Source organism: Streptomyces sp. SID9727 (genome assembly GCF_010550605.1).
In the GTDB taxonomy this organism is placed as follows: Bacteria; Actinomycetota; Actinomycetes; order Streptomycetales; family Streptomycetaceae; genus Streptomyces.
In genome coordinates this window covers 1-19,419 of the sequence record NZ_JAAGNI010000277.1, presented here as the reverse complement: position 1 = coordinate 19,419, position 19,419 = coordinate 1, and the positions used below count along the sequence as shown (strand labels likewise).

At 70.8% G+C, this 19,419-nt stretch carries 18 protein-coding genes and 1 pseudogene; 10 read left to right on the top strand and 9 right to left on the bottom strand.

Annotated features, from left to right (window positions below; all coding sequences use genetic code 11):
• Positions 1–165: 165 nt before the first annotated feature.
• The 4 genes from G3I41_RS17920 (at position 166) to G3I41_RS17905 (ending at position 1,970) form a co-directional block, all read left to right on the top strand.
• Positions 166–345: a hypothetical protein gene (locus G3I41_RS17920; RefSeq protein ID WP_018520482.1), complete on the top strand. Its 180-nt coding sequence runs from the start codon at positions 166–168 to the stop codon at positions 343–345.
• A gap of 122 nt (positions 346–467) precedes the next feature.
• A complete protein-coding gene (locus G3I41_RS17915) occupies positions 468–911 on the top strand; it encodes a BlaI/MecI/CopY family transcriptional regulator (RefSeq protein WP_164401224.1) in 444 nt (147 codons plus the stop codon).
• 9 nt (positions 912–920) lie between these two features.
• Positions 921–1,478, top strand: coding sequence for an amino-acid N-acetyltransferase (locus tag G3I41_RS17910; protein ID WP_164401223.1), 558 nt, complete (start codon positions 921–923; stop codon positions 1,476–1,478).
• A 156-nt stretch (positions 1,479–1,634) separates the two neighbouring features.
• Entirely contained in the window at positions 1,635–1,970 is a 336-nt protein-coding gene (locus G3I41_RS17905) for an Lsr2 family protein (RefSeq protein WP_164401222.1), read from the top strand.
• Here G3I41_RS17905 and G3I41_RS17900 read toward each other — a convergent pair.
• Positions 1,949–2,569 (bottom strand): SCO3374 family protein, encoded by a 621-nt coding sequence (locus G3I41_RS17900; protein ID WP_164401221.1) that lies wholly within the window; start codon positions 2,567–2,569, stop codon positions 1,949–1,951. The genes G3I41_RS17905 and G3I41_RS17900 overlap by 22 nt on opposite strands.
• A gap of 441 nt (positions 2,570–3,010) precedes the next feature.
• On the opposite strand from G3I41_RS17900, the gene G3I41_RS17895 reads away from it, so the two are divergent.
• From G3I41_RS17895 to G3I41_RS17885, 3 genes are all read left to right on the top strand, one after another.
• Entirely contained in the window at positions 3,011–5,536 is a 2,526-nt protein-coding gene (locus G3I41_RS17895; RefSeq protein WP_018102274.1) for an ATP-dependent Clp protease ATP-binding subunit, read from the top strand.
• Between the two features lie 267 nt (positions 5,537–5,803).
• Complete coding sequence (locus G3I41_RS17890; protein WP_239081687.1) at positions 5,804–7,027, top strand: PQQ-binding-like beta-propeller repeat protein; 1,224 nt, start codon at positions 5,804–5,806, stop codon at positions 7,025–7,027.
• Positions 7,028–7,444: 417 nt separating this feature from the next.
• The gene (locus G3I41_RS17885) at positions 7,445–8,170 is read left to right on the top strand and encodes a M23 family metallopeptidase (RefSeq protein WP_203601251.1); all 726 of its coding nucleotides are present in this window, start codon (positions 7,445–7,447) and stop codon (positions 8,168–8,170) included.
• Between the two features lie 46 nt (positions 8,171–8,216).
• On the opposite strand, the gene G3I41_RS17880 is transcribed toward G3I41_RS17885, so the two are convergent.
• Positions 8,217–8,801 carry a TetR/AcrR family transcriptional regulator gene (locus tag G3I41_RS17880; RefSeq protein WP_164401220.1) on the bottom strand — a complete coding sequence of 195 codons (585 nt, stop codon included), beginning with the start codon at positions 8,799–8,801 and terminating at the stop codon, positions 8,217–8,219.
• Positions 8,802–8,926: 125 nt separating this feature from the next.
• Between G3I41_RS17880 and G3I41_RS17875 the strand changes: the two genes are divergently transcribed.
• On the top strand, positions 8,927–10,510 hold the full coding sequence (locus tag G3I41_RS17875; RefSeq protein ID WP_164401219.1) for an MDR family MFS transporter: 1,584 nt from the start codon (positions 8,927–8,929) through the stop codon (positions 10,508–10,510).
• A 58-nt stretch (positions 10,511–10,568) separates the two neighbouring features.
• Here the strand turns inward: G3I41_RS17875 and cseC are convergent, their stop codons facing one another.
• The 5 genes from cseC to G3I41_RS17850 all read right to left on the bottom strand — a co-directional run bounded on the left by cseC (position 10,569) and on the right by G3I41_RS17850 (position 15,105).
• Positions 10,569–11,924 carry a two-component system sensor histidine kinase CseC gene (gene cseC / locus G3I41_RS17870; RefSeq protein ID WP_164401218.1) on the bottom strand — a complete coding sequence of 452 codons (1,356 nt, stop codon included), beginning with the start codon at positions 11,922–11,924 and terminating at the stop codon, positions 10,569–10,571.
• Positions 11,921–12,625 carry a two-component system response regulator CseB gene (cseB, locus tag G3I41_RS17865; protein WP_164401217.1) on the bottom strand — a complete coding sequence of 235 codons (705 nt, stop codon included), beginning with the start codon at positions 12,623–12,625 and terminating at the stop codon, positions 11,921–11,923. Before cseB ends, cseC begins: the two co-directional genes overlap by 4 nt.
• 10 nt (positions 12,626–12,635) lie before the next feature.
• On the bottom strand, positions 12,636–13,361 hold the full coding sequence (locus tag G3I41_RS17860) for a hypothetical protein (protein ID WP_164401216.1): 726 nt from the start codon (positions 13,359–13,361) through the stop codon (positions 12,636–12,638).
• Positions 13,349–13,897 carry a SigE family RNA polymerase sigma factor gene (locus G3I41_RS17855; RefSeq protein WP_164401226.1) on the bottom strand — a complete coding sequence of 183 codons (549 nt, stop codon included), beginning with the start codon at positions 13,895–13,897 and terminating at the stop codon, positions 13,349–13,351. The genes G3I41_RS17860 and G3I41_RS17855 overlap by 13 nt, the downstream gene beginning before the upstream one ends.
• A gap of 305 nt (positions 13,898–14,202) precedes the next feature.
• Positions 14,203–15,105, bottom strand: a complete 903-nt coding sequence (locus G3I41_RS17850) for an A/G-specific adenine glycosylase (protein WP_164401215.1) — start codon at positions 15,103–15,105, stop codon at positions 14,203–14,205.
• 333 nt (positions 15,106–15,438) lie between these two features.
• On the opposite strand from G3I41_RS17850, the gene G3I41_RS17845 reads away from it, so the two are divergent.
• Complete coding sequence (locus G3I41_RS17845) at positions 15,439–16,206, top strand: hypothetical protein (protein WP_164401225.1); 768 nt, start codon at positions 15,439–15,441, stop codon at positions 16,204–16,206.
• A 35-nt stretch (positions 16,207–16,241) separates the two neighbouring features.
• On the opposite strand, the gene disA is transcribed toward G3I41_RS17845, so the two are convergent.
• Positions 16,242–17,366, bottom strand: a complete 1,125-nt coding sequence (disA, locus tag G3I41_RS17840; protein ID WP_164401214.1) for a DNA integrity scanning diadenylate cyclase DisA — start codon at positions 17,364–17,366, stop codon at positions 16,242–16,244.
• A 122-nt stretch (positions 17,367–17,488) separates the two neighbouring features.
• The gene (gene radA / locus G3I41_RS17835; RefSeq protein WP_164401213.1) at positions 17,489–18,901 is read right to left on the bottom strand and encodes a DNA repair protein RadA; all 1,413 of its coding nucleotides are present in this window, start codon (positions 18,899–18,901) and stop codon (positions 17,489–17,491) included.
• Between the two features lie 134 nt (positions 18,902–19,035).
• Between radA and G3I41_RS17830 the strand changes: the two are divergent.
• Positions 19,036–19,419 (top strand): annotated as a pseudogene (locus tag G3I41_RS17830) (hypothetical protein); the annotation flags it as partial.

Sequence of the window (19,419 nt, the reverse complement as noted above, 5' to 3'; positions counted from 1 at the left end):
CCGAAGGCGCCTCCGGTCCCGGCCCGCCCCGTGCCGCCGTCCGAGCGCCCTGCGCCGAAGCCCTCCGAGGTCTTCCCGCCGCGCCGCCCCGTGCCGCAGCCGCCGCAGCGCCGCGCCGGGTAGGGCCTCTCCGGGTGCCGGAAGGCGGCTCGCTACCCTGGAGGCATGGACTACGTATCCGCGCTCGTGCCCCCCGTGGTGATGGCCGCCTTCTTCATCGGCCTGGTCGTGACGATCGTCAAGAGCCAGGGCGGCCCCAACAAGGCCAAGGAGGACGCGGCCGTGGACGCGGCGATCAGCCGCGCCGAGTCGGTTCAGCAGACCCCGCGCGCCGAAGGGGCCTGACCCGTCCGGGCGCGCGCCCGGCGCTCCCGTATGCGAAAGGGCGTACGACTCCCGAGGAGTCGTACGCCCTTTTGCTGTGTAAATAGCTACGCATTCCAGACATCTGGCACTAAGGTGACGCTGTGCCCCGTCAATTGGGAGAGCTCGAAGACGCCGTGATGACACGGGTCTGGGAATGGAACCGCCCGGTCACCGTGCGGGAAGTGCTGGAGGACCTCCAGCGGGAGCGGTCCATCGCCTACACCACCGTCATGACGGTAATGGACAATCTCCATCAGAAGGGCTGGGTCCGCCGCGAAGTGGAGGGCCGCGCATATCGATATACGGCCGTCTCCACCCGCGCCGCATACGCCGCCGCCCTGATGAACGAAGCCTGGTCGCGCAGCGACAACCCGGCGGCCGCGCTGGTCGCGTTCTTCGGGATGATGTCGGCCGAGCAGCGGGAGGCTCTGCGCGACGCGATGCGGATCGTTCTGCCCGCTCTTCCCGGGGACAGCGCGGGCGGAGCGGGGGATGACGAAGCCGGTGATGCGGCCGATGGCGCGGAGCCGGAGGCCGGGCGATAGCGTCGGGGTATGTCCTCAGAGCTTCCGCAAACCGATTTCCGGACCGAACCGTCGGTTATAAACGTGGCCATCACCGTCCGGCGCGCACGGACGAGCGATGTACCCGCCGTCCGCCGTCTCCTCGACGGCTACGTGCGGGAAGGCATCCTCCTCGACAAAGCCACGGTGACGCTTTACGAGGACATCCAGGAGTTCTGGATCGCCGAACGGGACGAGGACGCGTCGGTCGTGGGCTGCGGTGCGCTGCACGTCATGTGGGAAGACCTCGCCGAAGTCCGCACGCTCGCCGTCGACCACGGCCTCAAGGGCGCCGGAGTCGGCCACCAGGTCCTCGACAAGCTGCTGCGGACCGCCCGCTGGCTGGGTGTCCGCCGGGTTTTCTGTCTCACCTTCGAAGTCGACTTCTTCGCGAAGCACGGCTTCGTGGAGATCGGAGAGACGCCCGTCGACGGAGATGTCTACAGCGAGCTGCTGCGTTCCTATGACGAGGGAGTCGCGGAGTTCCTCGGTCTCGAACGAGTGAAGCCGAACACCTTGGGCAACAGCCGGATGCTTCTGCACCTGTGACCGCGCGAAGAGCGGGAAGAGGGGGCCGCGCCTCTATGTCCGAATCGCGCACGTTTCCCGGCCCCTTGAGCCGCTGAACCTCTCCCGAGGGTTTGTGTTTTCCGGGGAAAAGCGGTTTCCTTTCCGCGTACTCCATTTTCGATGAAAGGAAATCCGGTGGCACAGAAGGTTCAGGTCCTTCTTGTTGACGACCTCGACGGTGGCGAGGCGGACGAGACGGTGACGTTCGCGCTGGATGGCAAGACGTACGAGATCGACCTCACCACCAGCAACGCGGACAAGCTGCGTTCCCTTCTCGAGCCCTACGCGAAGAACGGCCGGCGTACCGGTGGCCGTGCGGCGTCGGGACGTGCCAAGGGCCGCGCCGTCTCCGGTGGCAACAAGGACACCGCCGAGATCCGTAAGTGGGCCCGCGAGAACGGCCACAATGTGAATGACCGCGGCCGCGTCCCCGCCGAGATCCGCGAGGCCTACGAGAAGGCCAACGGCTGAGCCACGGGCTCATCGTGGAACAAGCCCGCCCGGGCGCGCGCCAGTCGGGCCCGGTGGCATTCCGTCGCCACGGCGTCCACGAGCCGGACGAGGTCGGGAGCGTCACCACGCCTGCTCCCGAAGCCGGAGAAGGCCGGGAGAACCGGCGCTTCGTCCTGTTCCCGTGACGGCCTGGGGGGCCGCAGCCAGGAGGCGGCCCCCGGCTCCACCGGACGTCCCGGCGGCGGCGGAGCGGTGATCCGCCCGCCCGCGCCCAGACCGGTCAGCGGCAGCGCGACCCCGCCCCACTCCAGCCAGTCGAGCAGCCCCGGCAGCTCCTCCGCGCTTCCCGGCGCCACCAGCAGGCTCATCCGCAGCCCCATGAGCGCCACCGGCCCCGTAGGGCCCACCCGCCGCAGCGCCGCCTGCCCGGCGGCGGCGGGCACGACGAGCACGTCGAACCGCAGCCCGGTCAGCAGCCGCACCGGTGAACCGCCCGCCGTGGCCCAGCCCATCTCCCGCTCGTACCACCCGGCCCAGCCGTCCCGCGGCTCGCCCCGGGGCGCACCGCCCAGCTCGACGGAGGGCGGGACGCGGGGCGGCGGCACGGTGGGAGTCATGACGGAACAACCCTCGACCGGCCCCGCAGGTTACGTACCGCGCACACGCAAACGCGTAGGGTGTCCGGGTTGGGGGCGTACGGGCGCATTCAGGAGTACGAAGATGTTCGCCCGTAGCGGAGGGAACCCGCGTACGCCGCATGGACTGTCTGTAATTGCGGGTAAGACATCCCTAGTGGGGAGGGGCGACACGCAAGCCATGCACGTCTCACGTTCGCCATCGGCGTACTGGCGACTGGGGTATTGGCCTGGCCTGCGGGAACATCGTCTCGCACCATCGGGTTGGAGCAGTTGTCGGCGTTCGGGGCGGGGCATCCGCCAGGAAGCAAGGCCGTGTGTCGGCAGTTGAAATGAGCGGTCCCCGCTTGCGGGACTAAGCTGCGGAAGGACAGGGAGGGGACCGACCCCTTACTGCCTGACCGCTCTGAGGAGCGATTAACGATGTTCGAGAGGTTCACCGACCGCGCGCGGCGGGTTGTCGTCCTGGCTCAGGAAGAAGCCCGGATGCTCAACCACAACTACATCGGCACCGAGCACATCCTCCTGGGCCTGATCCACGAGGGTGAGGGTGTCGCCGCTAAGGCCCTGGAGAGCCTCGGGATTTCGCTCGAGGCGGTCCGCCAGCAGGTGGAGGAGATCATCGGCCAGGGCCAGCAGGCCCCGTCCGGCCACATCCCCTTCACGCCCCGAGCCAAGAAGGTCCTGGAGCTGTCGCTCCGCGAGGCCCTCCAGCTCGGCCACAACTACATCGGCACGGAGCACATCCTGCTCGGCCTGATCCGCGAGGGCGAGGGCGTCGCCGCCCAGGTCCTCGTGAAGCTCGGCGCCGACCTGAACCGGGTGCGCCAGCAGGTCATCCAGCTGCTGTCCGGGTACTCCGGCGGCAAGGAGGCAGCCACCGCGGGCGGTCCCGCGGAGGGCACGCCCTCCACGTCGCTGGTGCTCGACCAGTTCGGCCGCAACCTCACGCAGGCCGCCCGCGAATCCAAGCTCGACCCGGTCATCGGGCGCGAGAAGGAGATCGAGCGGGTCATGCAGGTGCTCTCCCGCCGTACCAAGAACAACCCGGTGCTCATCGGCGAGCCCGGCGTCGGCAAGACGGCGGTCGTCGAGGGCCTGGCCCAGGCCATCGTCAAGGGCGAGGTGCCCGAGACCCTCAAGGACAAGCACCTCTACACCCTGGACCTCGGCGCCCTGGTCGCCGGCTCCCGCTACCGCGGTGACTTCGAGGAGCGCCTGAAGAAGGTCCTCAAGGAGATCCGCACCCGCGGCGACATCATCCTGTTCATCGACGAGCTCCACACCCTGGTGGGTGCGGGCGCCGCCGAGGGCGCGATCGACGCCGCGAGCATCCTCAAGCCCATGCTGGCGCGAGGCGAGCTCCAGACCATCGGCGCGACCACGCTGGACGAGTACCGCAAGCACCTGGAGAAGGACGCCGCGCTGGAGCGCCGCTTCCAGCCGATCCAGGTCGCGGAGCCGTCGCTGCCGCACACCATCGAGATCCTCAAGGGTCTGCGCGACCGCTACGAGGCCCACCACCGCGTGTCCATCACGGACGAGGCGCTGGTCCAGGCCGCGACGCTGGCCGACCGGTACATCTCGGACCGCTTCCTGCCGGACAAGGCGATCGACCTGATCGACGAGGCCGGTTCCCGGATGCGCATCCGCCGGATGACCGCGCCGCCGGACCTCCGCGAGTTCGACGAGAAGATCGCGGGCGTCCGCCGCGACAAGGAGTCGGCCATCGACTCCCAGGACTTCGAGAAGGCGGCTTCCCTCCGCGACAAGGAGAAGCAGCTGCTGGCGGCGAAGGCCAAGCGCGAGAAGGAGTGGAAGGCCGGCGACATGGACGTCGTGGCCGAGGTCGACGGCGAGCTCATCGCCGAGGTCCTGGCCACCGCCACCGGCATCCCGGTCTTCAAGCTGACCGAGGAGGAGTCCTCCCGGCTGCTGCGCATGGAGGACGAGCTCCACAAGCGCGTCATCGGGCAGAAGGACGCCATCAAGGCGCTCTCGCAGGCGATCCGCCGTACGCGGGCCGGCCTGAAGGACCCGAAGCGCCCCGGTGGCTCGTTCATCTTCGCCGGCCCGTCCGGTGTCGGTAAGACCGAGCTGTCCAAGACGCTCGCCGAGTTCCTGTTCGGCGACGAGGACGCGCTGATCTCCCTCGACATGTCGGAGTTCAGCGAGAAGCACACGGTCTCGCGCCTCTTCGGTTCGCCCCCCGGCTACGTGGGCTACGAGGAGGGCGGCCAGCTCACCGAGAAGGTGCGCCGCAAGCCGTTCTCCGTCGTCCTCTTCGACGAGGTCGAGAAGGCCCACCCCGACATCTTCAACTCCCTGCTCCAGATCCTGGAGGACGGTCGCCTGACCGACTCCCAGGGCCGGGTCGTGGACTTCAAGAACACGGTCATCATCATGACGACCAACCTCGGGACCCGGGACATCTCCAAGGGCTTCAACCTGGGCTTCGCCGCCCAGGGCGACGTCAAGACGAACTACGAGCGGATGAAGGTCAAGGTCAACGAAGAGCTCAAGCAGCACTTCCGGCCCGAGTTCCTCAACCGTGTCGACGACACGGTCGTCTTCCACCAGCTCAGCCAGGAAGACATCATCGAGATCGTCGACCTGATGATCGCGAAGGTGGACGAGCGGCTCAAGGACCGTGACATGGGCATCGAGCTCAGCACGGAAGCCAAGAAGCTGCTCGCCAAGAAGGGCTACGACCCCGTGATGGGCGCCCGGCCGCTGCGCCGGACGATCCAGCGCGAGATCGAGGACGTCCTCTCGGAGAAGATCCTCTTCGGCGAGCTGCGCCCCGGCCACATCGTGGTCGTCGGCAGCGAGGGCGAGGGCGACGACGAGAAGTTCACCTTCCGCGGCGAGGAGAAGTCGGCCCTGCCCGACGTCCCGCCGATCGAGCAGGCGGCGGGCGGCGGCCCGAACATGACGAAGGAAGCGTGACAGGCGCGTTCCGCCCCTTGGGGCAGTAGCGTCCAGAGGCGGCCCCGACCGGTTTCGACCGGCCGGGGCCGCCTCTTCGCGTGTGCGGGGTCCGGGCGGCACGGTGACAGGCGCGTCACAGGAGCGTTCCGGTCGCGTTCGCTACGCGTATTGATCGAAAATCGCTCGTTAGTCTGGCCCCGCTTCGGGCGATCGGCCCGGGTGGGGCTTTTCGACTGCGAACGAGAAGCCCGGAACCATGCAAGGAACGAGGGGGACGGGCACGCCATGGACAGAGGCGATGTGTCGCGCAGACGGATGATCAGGCTGGCCGGAGCCGGAGCGGGGCTGGCCCTGCTCGGCGCCGGGACCGCGGCCTGCGGCCCGGACGAGGACCCGGCCGAGGGCGGCGGCTCCGGTTCGGCGAAGCCGGGCGGGTCCGGGAAGCCCGGGGGCGCCGCCCCTGAACCGGGCGGGAGGCCGAAGCCGGCCTGGCAGCACGCCGCCACGTACGACGGCCTGGCCTGGATATCCGCGGTCGCCGTGGTCGACGACGTGGTGCTGGTCTCCGGCGATCCGCTGGTGGCCCGCGACCTGTCCACCGGCAAGGAGCTCTGGTCCCGCGCCGAGGTGACCACCCCGGGCGCGAGCATGCTCATCGGCAACGGCACCCTCTACCTGGCCAGCGCCCGCTACGACGGCAACGTCATCGGCCTCGACCCCGGAACCGGCAAGGACACCTGGCGCAGCCGGCTCGGCGACAAGGAGTACTCCCAGCCCCGGGTCATCGCCGCCGACGCCCGCCACGTCTACGTCGTCGCCGGGATCCTGGACAAGAACTTCCGGACCCCGGACAACGTGATCGCGGCCATCGACACCTCCTCGGGCAAGGTCGTCTGGCGCGAGCAGCGCGACCACGGCACCGAGACGAACGGCCTCACCGCGCGGGTCTCCGGCAAGCGCCTCGTCTACACGGACTTCCGCGAGAACCTCACGGTCCGCGACACCGCGACCGGCCACCAGGTCTGGACGAAGAAGATCGGCCGCACCAGCAACCGCGGCTTCGAGGTCCACGAGGGTCTGGTCGTCGTCGCGACCCGCGAGAAGATGCGCGCCTTCGACCTGGAGACGGGCGCCGAGCGCTGGTCCTTCGCGACCGAGAAGTACAGCCGGTTCAACGACCCGGCCGTTCTGGACGGCGTCCTCTACGTCTCGGACACCGGCCACGCCCTGTGGGCGGTCGATCCGGCCACCGGAAAGCGCCACTGGCACAACGAGGAGAGCCTGGAGATCGCGGCCCCCTGGCAGTTCGCCACGGTGGGCGGCGTCCTCTACGGGGCCACCCAGTTCGACAAGAACGGCGGCATCCACGCCTTCGACCCGGCCGACGGCAAGTTGCTGTGGACGTACAACGACGGCTCCGGCGACCTCGACCGCTGGTACCTGGCCTCGGGCGGCAGGCATCTGGTCGCACTGCACGCGGAGAAGGTGACCGGGCTGCCCGTGGGATAGCGCCCGGAGGCCGGCCGAAGGTCCCGAAACGGACGGCCTTCGGTCCCACCGCCGGTGACAAGGCGCACAGGCCGTTCCGGGCCTACTAGCGGGCTTAGGAGCAACGGGCCCGATCCGTCGGGGGCCTTTCGGCCCTGCGGCGGACGGGCCTTTCGCAGGCTTGGGGCCGTATGCCCGTACAGAGGGCGTATGTCCGCTTAGGTCGGTTTGGAACTGGGCGTAAACCTGTTCCGGGGGAGGACTTTCGAGGGTCTTCCGCAGGGGGCGGGCGGGGGTCCTCCGGGCGCATTCCCGGGGTGCTTTCTACGGCTTTTGATCGTAGATGGGGTGTTTGAGCACCGGCGGGGGTGCGGGTTACCAAGGTATGGCCAGCCCGGCACACCGCCGGGTCCAGTCATCTCCGGAGGATTTCCGCTTATGTCGAAGCGCGTTACGTTCCAGTCCCGCCGCCCGTCCGTGTCCCGTATGCGTGGCGCCGTGGTGGCAGCCGGTCTGGGGACGTCGATGGTTCTCGGTGCGGGTGCTGCGTTCGCGGCCGGCACTGCGGACGCCCCCCAGGCCCCGGCTCTGGTCTCCTCGGCCACCGCCGACTCGGTCGCCAAGCAGGCGGTCGCGCAGGACAAGGCCGCGGCCAAGCACGCGGCCGAGAAGAAGGCCGACGCGGCCAAGAAGAAGGAAGCCGCGAAGAAGAAGGCCGCCGCCAAGAAGAAGGCCATCGCCAAGCTTCCGTGGGAGACCCCGGTCAGCAAGTACGAGCTGAGCGCCGGCTTCGGCAACGACGGCAGCCGCTGGGCCCACAAGCACTCCGGCCAGGACTTCGCCGTGCCGATCGGCACCAAGGTCGAGGCCGCCCACAGCGGCACGATCGTGAAGGCCGGCCCGAACGGCGGCGGCGACGGCCCCGCGTACGGCAACGCCATCGTGATCTCGCACGGCAACGGCACGTACTCGCAGTACGCGCACCTGTCCCAGATCGACGTGCACATCGGCCAGCACGTGAAGAAGGGCGAGAAGATCGCCCTGTCCGGCAACACCGGCAACTCCAGCGGCCCGCACCTGCACTTCGAGATCCGGACCACCCCGAACTACGGTTCGGCGGTCAACCCGGTCAACTTCCTGCACAAGCACGGCATCAACGTCTGATCCGGCCCGTGCGTCCCGGCCCCCCGGCCCCCGCTTCCGAGCGGGGTCACCGGGGGGTTTCCGGTTCGTGGGCCCGGGTGACCAGCTCGACGGCGACTTCGAGAGCGGCCTTCCGCTTCTCCTCGGGGTCGCCTTCGACGTCCCTCAACGCGAGCATCCCGGCGTGCAGGGTGAAGAGTGCGCTGAAGCACCGCACCTGGTCGGTGAGCGGGGCGTCCGGTTCCTTGATCAGGTCCACGAGACCCAGGACCCGGTGCTTGATCGTGTCGCCGATGCTCAGGTCGCGTACCGTCGCCTGGTTCTCCTGCATGAAGCGGAAGAGCGGGGCCGCGTGCGCCAGCGCGTCGCTGTAGCGGCGGAGGATCTCCGTCTTGGTCTCCAGGGTGCGCGGCTGTGTCTCGCCCCAGGCGATCAGCTCCTCCACCGGCCGGTTCAGGTCCTCGAAGATGCTGACGAGGATGTCTTCCTTGGTCTTGAAGTGGTAGTAGAGCGCCGCCTTGGTGACGTCCAGCTTCTCGGCGATCTCCCGGAGCGAGGTCTTCTCGTAGCCCTGTTCGGCGAAGAGCTCCAGGGCGACGTCCTGGATGCGCTGGCGCGTGTTGCTCCGGCGCGGCTGCGGCGTGCTGGCCATGGTGCTCTCCTCAATCGACTTACTTGACGCCCGGCTAGTTACGGGTCTACCTTCCTCCAGTGTAAGCAACTAGCCGGGCGGCAAGTAAGGGCCCGGTGGCGGGGTTGACTGGGGAGTTGGGGAAGATGACGGACCTGATCAAGACGGCGGACGGGAAGGCGGGCGGCCCACCGGCCACCAAGGCGGAGCCATCGGCTCCGCCGCAGCGCAGTGTCCGGGTGGTGGTGCTCGCCCTGATGATCGCCATGCTGCTGGCAATGCTCGACAACCTGATCGTCGGCACCGCGATGCCGACCATCGTCGGTGACCTCGGCGGTCTCGAACACCTCTCCTGGGTCGTCACGGCCTACACCCTGGCCACCGCCGCGGCCACGCCCATCTGGGGCAAGCTCGGTGACATGTACGGGCGCAAGGGCATCTTCCTCACGTCCATCGTGATCTTCCTGATCGGCTCGGTCCTCAGCGGCATGGCCCAGGACATGGGCCAGCTGATCGGCTTCCGCGCCGTCCAGGGCCTCGGCGCCGGCGGTCTGATGGTCGGCGTCATGGCGATCATCGGCGACCTCGTGCCGCCCCGCGAGCGCGGCAAGTACCAGGGCATGATGGCCGGCGTGATGGCCATCGCCATGATCGGCGGACCGCTGGTCGGCGGCACCATCACCGACCACCTCGGCTGGCGCTGGAGCTTCTACATCAACCTCCCGCTCGGCGCCGTCGCGCTGGTCATGATCACCGCGGTCCTGCACCTGCCCCAGCGGGAGCGGACCAAGCGGAACGTCGACTACCTCGGCGCCGCGCTGCTCACCGTCGGCATCACCGCGATCGTGCTGGTCACCACCTGGGGCGGTTCCGAGTACGACTGGAACTCCGCGGTCATCATGGAGCTCATCGCGATCGGCGTCGCCTCGCTGGCCGGCTTCCTCTTCGTGGAGACGAAGGCCGCCGAGCCGATGATCCCGCTCCACATCTTCCGCAACCGCAACTTCACGCTCATGTCCGTGGTCGGCTTCATGGCCGGGTTCGTGATGTTCGGCGCGGTGCTGTTCCTGCCGCTCTACCAGCAGTCCGTGCAGCACGCCTCCGCGACCAACTCGGGACTGCTTCTCCTGCCGATGCTGCTGTCCATGATGGTCGTCTCGCTCATCGCGGGCCGGGTCACCACCAGCACCGGCAAGTACAAGGTCTTCCCCGTCGTGGGCTCGATCCTCATGGTCATCGGCCTCTTCCTGCTCGCGCAGATGGACACCGGCACCAGCCGCTTCACCTCCGGGCTGTACATGGCGGTGCTCGGCGCCGGCATGGGCTTCCTGATGCAGATCACGATGCTCGTCGCGCAGAACAGCGTCGAGCTGAAGGACATGGGCGTCGCCTCCTCCTCGACCACCCTCTTCCGTACGCTCGGCAGCTCCTTCGGCGTCGCCATCATGGGCGCGCTGTTCACCGGCCGGGTCCAGGACGAGATGGCCTCGCGAGGCGGCGGCGCGGCCACCTCGCACTCCGCCCAGCTGGACGCGGCGAGCCTGGCCAAGCTGCCGTTGCCGGTGCGCGAGGCGTACGAGTTCGCGGTGTCGTCCGGCACCCACATCGCGTTCCTCGTCGGCGCGTCCGTCGGCCTGGTCGCGGTCGTCGCCTCCCTGTTCGTCAAGGAGGTCCCGCTGCGGGGCGCGGGCCCCGAGGCCGAGCCCGCCCCGGCGGTCGCGGAGAGCTGACCGGACACCGATGTACGCAGAGGGCCCCGGGGCACACGCCCCGGGGCCCTCGTCCGCTTCAGGCCCGCTCCCCGCCCTCCGGCTCCGCCGGACCGCGCTGCTCCGTGAACTGGAGCATCGGATAGCTGCCCGTGGCCGTCGGCGCGTGCTCGGGCAGCCACAGCACCGCGACCGCCCCGCCGCTGCCCTCCGCCGCACCCTCCGGCGCCGCGTTCCGGAAGGTCAGCCGGGCCCCGAGCACCCGGGCCTGGCCCGCCGCGATCGTCAGCCCGAGACCGTGCCCGCGCCCGGCCCGGTCGGCCGACCCGGTACGGAACCGGCTCGGCCCCTCCCGCAGCAGCGCCGCCGGGAACCCGGGCCCGTGGTCGCGGACCCGGACCACCCGGCCCTCGACCGTGACCTCCACCGGGGTCGCCCCGTGCTTGGCCGCGTTGCCCAGCAGGTTGCCGAGGATGCGCTCCAGGCGGCGCGGGTCCGTGTTGACCCAGGAGTCATGGACCACCCGCACCCGGACCTCCGGGTCCAGCAGCGCCACCCGCCGGCTGACGAACTCGCCGAGCGCGATCTCCTGGAGCTCGGCCCGCTCCGACGCGCTGTCCAGCCGGGCCACCTCAAGGACGTCCTCGACCAGCGTGCGCATCGCCTGGGCCCGGTCGCGCACCAGTTCCGTGGGGCGGCCCGGCGGCAGCAGTTCGGCCGCCGTGAGCAGCCCGGTCACCGGCGTCCGCAGCTCGTGCGCGATGTCCGCGGTGACCCGGCGCTCCGCCTCGATCCGCTCGTTCAGCGCGTCGGTCAGCGCGTCCACCGCACCGGCCAGCTCGTCCGTCTCGTCGCGCACGACACCGCCGACCGCGTCCCTGACCCGGACGTCCGTGTTGCCCTGGGCGACCTTCCCGGCCGCCGCGGCCGCCTTGCGCAGCCGGCGCGAGAGCTGGCCGCCGATCAGCACACCCAGCGCGGAGCCGCCGAGGACCACCGAGACCGAACCGATGATCAGCGCCCGGTCCAGGTCGCCCATGATCGTGGTCGAGCGGTCCGCGAACCGGGTGTGCAGCGACAGCACGTTCCCGTTGCCCACCGGCACGGCCGCCCAGACGTCGGGCACCCCGCCGGAGTCCTCCACATGCGTGGCGCGGCGGTTGCGCCGGACCTCCTCGCGCAGGCTCTTCGGCATCGTCGGATCGTTGAGCTTCGCCCCGAACCGGGGGTCGGCCTTCTTCGTCTTCTTCGCCTCGTACAGCAGCTGCGCGTAGGTCAGCCGTTCCAGCTGGACCTCGCGGGCGTTCTCCAGCATCGAGACGCGGGCCGCGTTGTGCACCACCAGGCTCAGCGCGACGGCGATCAGCGCGCCGACCGCCGCGATCGCGATGCTGATCTTCCAGCGGACGCCCGTCCGCAGGGAGGGCCGCCTCATGCCCGGAGCTTGTAGCCGAAGCCGCGGACCGTCTCGATCCGGTCCTGGCCGATCTTCGTGCGCAGCCGCTGCACGTGGACGTCGACGACCCGGGTGTCCCCGCCCCAGCCGTAGTCCCAGACCCGTTCGAGCAGCTTGTCGCGGGAGAGCACGGTGCCGGGCGCCGTGGAGAACTCCAGGAGCAGCCGCATCTCGGTGGGGGTCAGCGCCACCTGGGCCCCGCCCCTGCGGACCTCCATGCCCTCGGTGTCGACCTCCAGGTCCCCGAAGACCAGCACCCCGCCCACGGCCTCCGGCTCCGGCTGCCCGCCGCCGGTCCGGTCGCCCGACGCATGGCCGAAGCGGCGCAGCACCGCCCTGATCCGGGCCACCAGGACCGCCCCGTCGAACGGCTTGGTGACGTAGTCGTCCGCGCCGGCCTCCAGACCGAGGACCACGTCGATCGAGTCGGCCCGCGCCGACAGCATGATCACGGGGACCGTCGACTCGTCCCGGATGCGGCGGCACAGGCTGACCCCGTCCAGGCCGGGGACCATGACGTCGAGCAGCGCGATGTCGGGCCGGTCCGCCCGGAACGCCTCCAGGCCGGCCAGTCCGTCGGGCACCGCGGTGACCGCGAAGCCCACCCGTTCCAGGGCGAGCTGGGTGGCCTCGCGGATGACGTCGTCGTCCTCGACGAACAGCACATGGGTCTCGGCCATCGGAGAGCTCTCAGTTCCTCGGCGGTTCCGTGGGCTCGGGAAGGTCCCCGTCGCCCGAGCCCACGGCCCGGTTGAAGTCGTTGCGCACCCGGTCCTGCTCGGTGAACCGGCCGTTCGCCCAGCGGTACGTGATCACCTCGTCGCCCGAGGGATAGGCGACCGAGTCCTTCTTCTCGTACACCTGGGTCGTCACCACCAGGTCCCCGCGGTCGATGGTGCCGTAGACGGCGGGCTGCTCGACGGCGAAGACGTTCTCGTACGTGCCGTCGGCGCGCGGCCGGTAGACGTAGGTGCCGACTCCCACCGAGTCGCCGCAGGTCATCACGTTCACCACGACGTCGGCGGACGAGCCGCCGGTGATCCTGCCGTACGAGGTGTCCACCGGATACTCGTCGCCGCTGCACGCCTTCAGGTCCAACCGGACCCGCCCGCTCACCTTCGGGTCCGCCTTCAGCAGCGCCACGGCGTCCACCCGGGGCGCGGGCTTCGCCGTGGCGGCGGCCGTCGTGCTCGGGGTGACCTGGACGACCGGTTCGGCGCCCGCCGGGCCCTCGTCCCGGGTGCCGGTGCCGCCGGTCGAGCAGCTGACGGCGAACAGCCCGAAGACGGCGAGGCCGGCCAGGGCCGCGCTGCTCGCCGCCCAGCCGGTCAGCAGGCGTCTGCTCGCGCCCGGCCTTCCCCCGCCGATCGTGCCGATGACCGTGTCGTCGTCATCGCTGCCTGTCAGGCCGCGCACCGCTCCCGCCCCCGCTCTTCGGCGCGCCGGGCATCCCGGCTCGCCGCTTCCCTGTTCTCCAGCTCCTGGCGCAGCCGCGCCAGCGCACGGTGCAGCGTGCTCTTCACCGTACCGGCCGACATGCCGAGCGCCGCCGCCGTCTCCTCCGTGCTCATCTGCTCCCAGTGTCGCAGGACGACGACACTGCGCTGCTTGGGAGCCAGCACGCCCAGGATGTCCATCAGCAGGGCGCGGTCGGCTCGCTGCTCGGTGCCGTCCTCGACGCTGGCGTCGGGCAGCTGCTCGGTGGGCACCTCGTCCAGCTTGCGCGCCCGCCACCACTCGGTGCGGGTGTTGATCATGACGCGGCGCAGGTAGGCGTCGGCGAGGGACTTGTCCTCGATGCGGTCCCAGCGGCCGTACGTGCGGGCCAGCGCGGTCTGGAGCAGGTCCTGGGCGTCCACGGGGTCCGGGACGAGCCGGCGCGCACTGCGCAGCAGCGCCTCCTGCCGGGTCCGTACGTACTCTTCAAAACCGAGCACCTCGCCCTGCGCCATCACAACCGCCTCCATCCCCGTGGATCCCCGTGAACCGCTCGTACCGCTGCCCGCCGGTGGTCGGTTCCGGCTGACGTCGCAGACGCTACGGAGCGGTTGTCACGAGGCTGTGCGGGGCAGCCGTACGCGGACGCACGGCTGTCCATCGGTTGTGTAACAGCGCGGGGAGGAGACCGGACAAAGGACCCCGCGCCGGACGCGCGAAGGGCCCGCCCGCCCCGTCATTGTCACGGGGCGGGCGGGCCTCGGGGCCTTTGTTACGAAGGCGGGCGGACGCTGTTACGCGGGTGGGACGGCCGGGCCCCTCAGGTCAGCGGCAGCCGGTACCGCCGGTCGGCCAGTGGCTCGACCAGACCGTCGGCGACCAGCCCGTCCAGCGCGCGGGCCCGCTGCACCGGCTCGTCCCACACCGCGTCGAGCGCCGCCTGCGGGACCGGGCCGACCGCCTCGCGCAGCACGGCGAGGAGCCTGCCGCGCACCTGCCGGTCCGTGCCGGCGTAGGTCTGGCCGCGGCGCGGCGGCCCCTGGTGCGCGGGCTTCCCGGCCAGCCGCCAGGCGCACTGCTCCGCGATCGGACACCGCGAGCAGTCCTCGTTCTTCGCGGTGCAGACGAGGGCGCCCAGCTCCATCGTGGCCGCCGCCCAGCGGGCCGCCCGCTCGTCCTCGTCGGGCAGCAGCTCCCGGGCGAGCCTGCGTTCGGCGGCGGTCGTCGCGTTCGGCGGGTACTGGATGCCGGTCGCGGCCCGGGCGAAGACCCGGCGGACGTTGGTGTCGAGGACGGCGTGACGCTGCCGGTACGCGAACGAGGCCACGGCCGCCGCCGTGTACTCGCCGATGCCGGGCAGGGCGAGGAGCTGGGCGTGCTCGCTCGGTACGTCGCCGCCGTGGCGTTCCGTTATCGCCTGGGCGGCCCCGTGGAGGCGCAGCGCCCGGCGCGGGTAGCCGAGCCGGCCCCAGGCGCGGACCGCCTCGCCGGGCGGCTCGGCCGCGAGGTCGGCGGGGCGCGGCCAGCGGGCGAGCCACTGCTCGTACACCGGGAGGACCCGGTTGACGGGGGTCTGCTGCAGCATGAACTCGCTCACCATCACACCCCAGGCCCCCGCTTCGGGGCGGCGCCAGGGCAGATCGCGGGCGTGCTGGTCGAACCAACCGATCACGGGGGCGTGGAGGGAGGCGGGGGGCGTCTGTGTCGCAGTCGTGGCAGTCATCGCACCATCGATCCTGACACGGCGTTCCGGTAAGAGGCCCCACGCCCCGCGAGCCGTTGCGGCAACTGGCCGATGGGCCGTTCCCCGCCCACCTCGACGCGCTCGCCGTGCGTAAACGTTTCCTCGCACAGGGCCACATCGGCGGCTCCGGGTGCCCGAACTGGCCCTCGCGGGATGATGATCCGGAAAACTTGGGGATCAACGCGGCGGGTGGGGCGGGAGTTGGGCCGGATCTCTCGTACAGTTTGGGCCGTGGGATCTCTGCGCAATCCGATCGGTCCGCTACCCTCCAGCATCTACTGGCGACGGAGGGCGGTCGCGGCGGCCCTGGTCGTGCTGCTCGCGCTGCTGATCGCATGGGCCGTCACCTCCGGTGGCGGCGACGGGGGTCACCACGACGACTCCAAGCCGCCCGGCTCCGGCCCCGCGGGCTCCATCACGCCCGGACCCTCCCGCTCCGGCCCCGCGATCACCGAACAGCCCGGCGGAGGCGGCGAGTCCAACGGCTCCGGCGGCAGCGGCGGTGACGGGGACGGCAGTTCGGGCGGCGGCTCCGCCGGTACGGGCGGCGGCTCGGGCTCCTCGGACGCCAACGGCGGTGGCCAGGAAACCGGTTCGGGTTCCGCTTCCGGTTCCACCGGCTCCGGTGGAACCGACGGAGTGGCGGCCGCGCGTCCCGTACCGGCCGGCTCCTCGCTCCCCGACTGCGCCGCGGACGCGATCCGGATCGCCCTGAAGACCGAACTCAGCTACGCCCCCGACAAGAAGCCCACGTTCCGGCTGTTCGTCACGAACACCTCGTCCAGCGCCTGCAAGGCCGACTTCGGACCGAAGAGCGCGGTGCTCACCGTCACCGAGGCGGGCGGGGACGACGACGTGGTGTGGTCGTCCAAGGACTGCCCGCGCGACCCGAAGCCCGTCCTGATCGAGGTGCCCGCCGGGAAGACCGTCGTGCGCAGCGTGGAGTGGGACCGGGCGCGGAGCGCCCCCAAGTGCGCGACGCCACCCGCGGGCAAGGCCGAGCCGGGCACGTACCTCGTGGAGGCCAAGGCGGCGGGCGAGCCCGTGCAGCGCGCCTCGTTCGTCCTCGCGAAGGACTGAGCACCGGGGCGGGGCCCCGGGGGAGCGCCGCGGCCCTACACGTACCGTTCGAGGATGGACGACTCGGCCAGCCGGGACAGGCCCTCGCGCACGCTGCGCGCCCTGGCCTCGCCGACCCCGTCCACCGTCTGGAGGTCGTCCACGCTCGCCGCGAGCAGCTTCTGCAGACCGCCGAAGTGCTCCACGAGCCGGTCGATGATCGCGCCGGGCAGCCGCGGCACCTTCGCCAGCAGCCGGAAACCGCGCGGCGACACCGCCGAGTCCAGCGTCTCGGGCGAGCCGCTGTAGCCCAGGGCCCGCGCCACGACGGGAAGTTCGAGCAGCTCCGTGTGGGTCAGCGAGTCCAGCTCGGTCAGCGCCTCCGCCACCGTGCGCGAACGCTTCGCCGTCGGCTCCGGCACGTAGTCGCGCACGACCAGCTCGCGCTCCGGCTCCACGCCCGCGATCAACTCGTCCAGCTGGAGCGAGAGCAGCCGTCCGTCGGTGCCGAGCTCCACCACGTACTCCGCGATCTCCGTCGCGATCCGGCGGACCATCTCCAGGCGCTGGGCCACCGCCGTCACGTCCCGGACGGTCACCAGGTCCTCGATCTCCAGCGCGGAGAGCGTCCCGGCCACCTCGTCCAGCCGCAGCTTGTACCGCTCCAGCGTGGCCAGGGCCTGGTTGGCGCGGGACAGGATCGCCGCCGACTCCTCCAGGACCCGCCGCTCCCCGTTCACGTACAGGGCGATCAGGCGCATCGACTGGGAGACCGAGACGACCGGGAAGTTGCACTGCTTGGAGACCCGGTCCGCCGTGCGGTGCCGGGTGCCGGTCTCCTCGGTGGGGATCGACGCGTCCGGGACCAGCTGCACACCGGCGCGCAGGATCTTCGACATGTCCTTGTCGAGGATCAGGGCGCCGTCCAGCTTGGCCAGCTCCCGCAGCCGGGTCGCGGTGAACTCCACGTCCAGCACGAAGCCGCCCGTGCACATCGACTCGACGGTCTTGTCCATGCCGAGCACGATCAGACCGCCGGTGTTGCCGCGGAGAATGCGCTCCAGGCCATCCCGCAGGGCCGTTCCGGGCGCGACGGCGCTCAACGAGGCGCGGATCAGCGCCTCGTTGCCCGTGGTTTGGCCGGACTTTCCGGGCGATGCTGCCCGGTCGCTGGCTGCCACTGCACTCCTCCGGTCACAGGTTTGCGGTGCCCTCGTGGCCTGTCGGTCGGAACAGGCCGTCCAATCGAAGGACCCTACGTCCCTCGTACCGTTCGTACGGACGGGCGAGACCAGGGCAAAGTCTACCGGCGCGCGTCGTCCTCCCGGGGGGCCTGTGCGCGGGTCCGGCGCGGGAGCGCCCTGAGCGCGTCGCCCATGTCGGCCACTTCCGTCACCTTCATACCGGCCGGGACCTTGCCCGGATCGGTCGGGACCAGGGCGTGCGTGAAGCCCAGGCGGTGCGCCTCGGCCAGCCTGCGCTGCACCCCCGTGACCCGTCTCACCTCGCCCGCGAGCCCCACCTCGCCGATCGCCACCAGGTTCTTCGGCAGCGGGGTGTCGCTCGCCGCACTCGCCAGCGCCAGCGCGATCGCCAGGTCGGCGGCCGGCTCGGACAGCTTCACCCCGCCCACCGTCGCGCTGTAGATGTCCCGCTTGCCCAGCGAGCTGATCCGGCCGCGCTGCTCCAGGACCGCGAGCATCATCGACACCCGGGAGGTCTCCAGTCCCGAGGTGGTCCGCCGGGGAGACGGGATCTGCGAGTCCACCGTCAGCGCCTGCACCTCCGCGACCAGCGGCCGCTTCCCCTCCAGCGTCACGGTCAGGCAGGTGCCCGGCACCGGCTCGTCGCGCCGCGTGAGGAACAGGCCGGACGGGTCGGCGAGACCCGTGATCCCCTCGTCGTGCAGTTCGAAGCAGCCGACCTCGTCGGTCGCCCCGTAGCGGTTCTTGACGCCGCGCACCAGACGCAGCCGGGCATGGCGGTCGCCCTCGAACGACAGCACCACGTCCACCAGGTGTTCCAGGAGCCTGGGCCCGGCGATCGCGCCCTCCTTGGTGACGTGGCCCACGAGCAGCGTCGACATCCCGCGCTCCTTGGAGGCCCGGATCAGCGCCCCCGCCACCTCGCGGACCTGCGCCATCCCGCCCGGCGCGCCCTCGATCTCCGGCGAGGCCACGGTCTGCACCGAGTCCAGGACCAGCAGCGAGGGCTTGACCGCGTCGAGGTGGGCGAGCACCGCCGACAGATCGGTCTCCGCCGCCAGATACAGGTGGTCGTTGATGGCGTGGATGCGGTCGGCCCGCATCCGGACCTGGGAGGCGGACTCCTCACCCGTCACATACAGGGTGCGGTGCTCGTCGCTCGCCGCCTTCGCCGCGACGTCGAGCAGCAGCGTGGACTTGCCGACGCCCGGCTCGCCCGCGAGCAGCACGACGGCCCCGGGCACCAGACCGCCGCCCAGCACCCGGTCCAGCTCGCCGACCCCGGTCGGCCGGGCGGTGGCCTGCCGGCTGTCCACCTGGCCGATGGGCAGCGCGGCGGTGGAGACCCGCCCCGCCGCCGTGGTCCGGACGGCGGGCGCGCCGCCGAACTCCTCGACCGTCCCCCACGCCTGGCACTCGGGGCAGCGGCCGAGCCACTTCGCGGTGGTCCAGCCGCATTCGGTGCAGCGATAGGACGGCCGGTCCTTCGCGGATTTCGTACGGGCAGCCATGGCGCCACCGTATCGGTGAGGTCTGACAGCGCGGCCGGGAACACCTGTCCCTTATCGCGCGATACGTTCACCCGTAAGGGTTAAATCTACGCAAGGAGTACAAGCGGCGAGCCCGCCGTGCCTACGGTCGCAAGGTGACGAGCAGCAGGCTGGAAACGCCGACGAACACCCCCGGCACGCACCGGGGACAGCATCGCGCGCCTCACTCCACGCACGCCGCGCCGAAGAAGCCGCCCGCCCGTTACGAGCCGCATCTCGACGGCCTCTTCACCTACTGCCTCTCCGTCCTCTGCGACCATGACGCCGCCACCGAGGCGCTGGGCGGCGTCCTCGCCCTGGCCGAACGGCAGGGCTCCCGCTGCCCGGCCGGCGAGGAGGAACGTAAAACCTGGCTCTACGCCCTGGCCCGGTGGACCTGTCTGCGCCGGCTCACCGAACAGAAGCGGGGCCGCCGCGCCCACCGCCGCCCGGACCCCGCCCGCCCCCCGCACCGCAGGCCCGCCGACGAGGACCGCCAC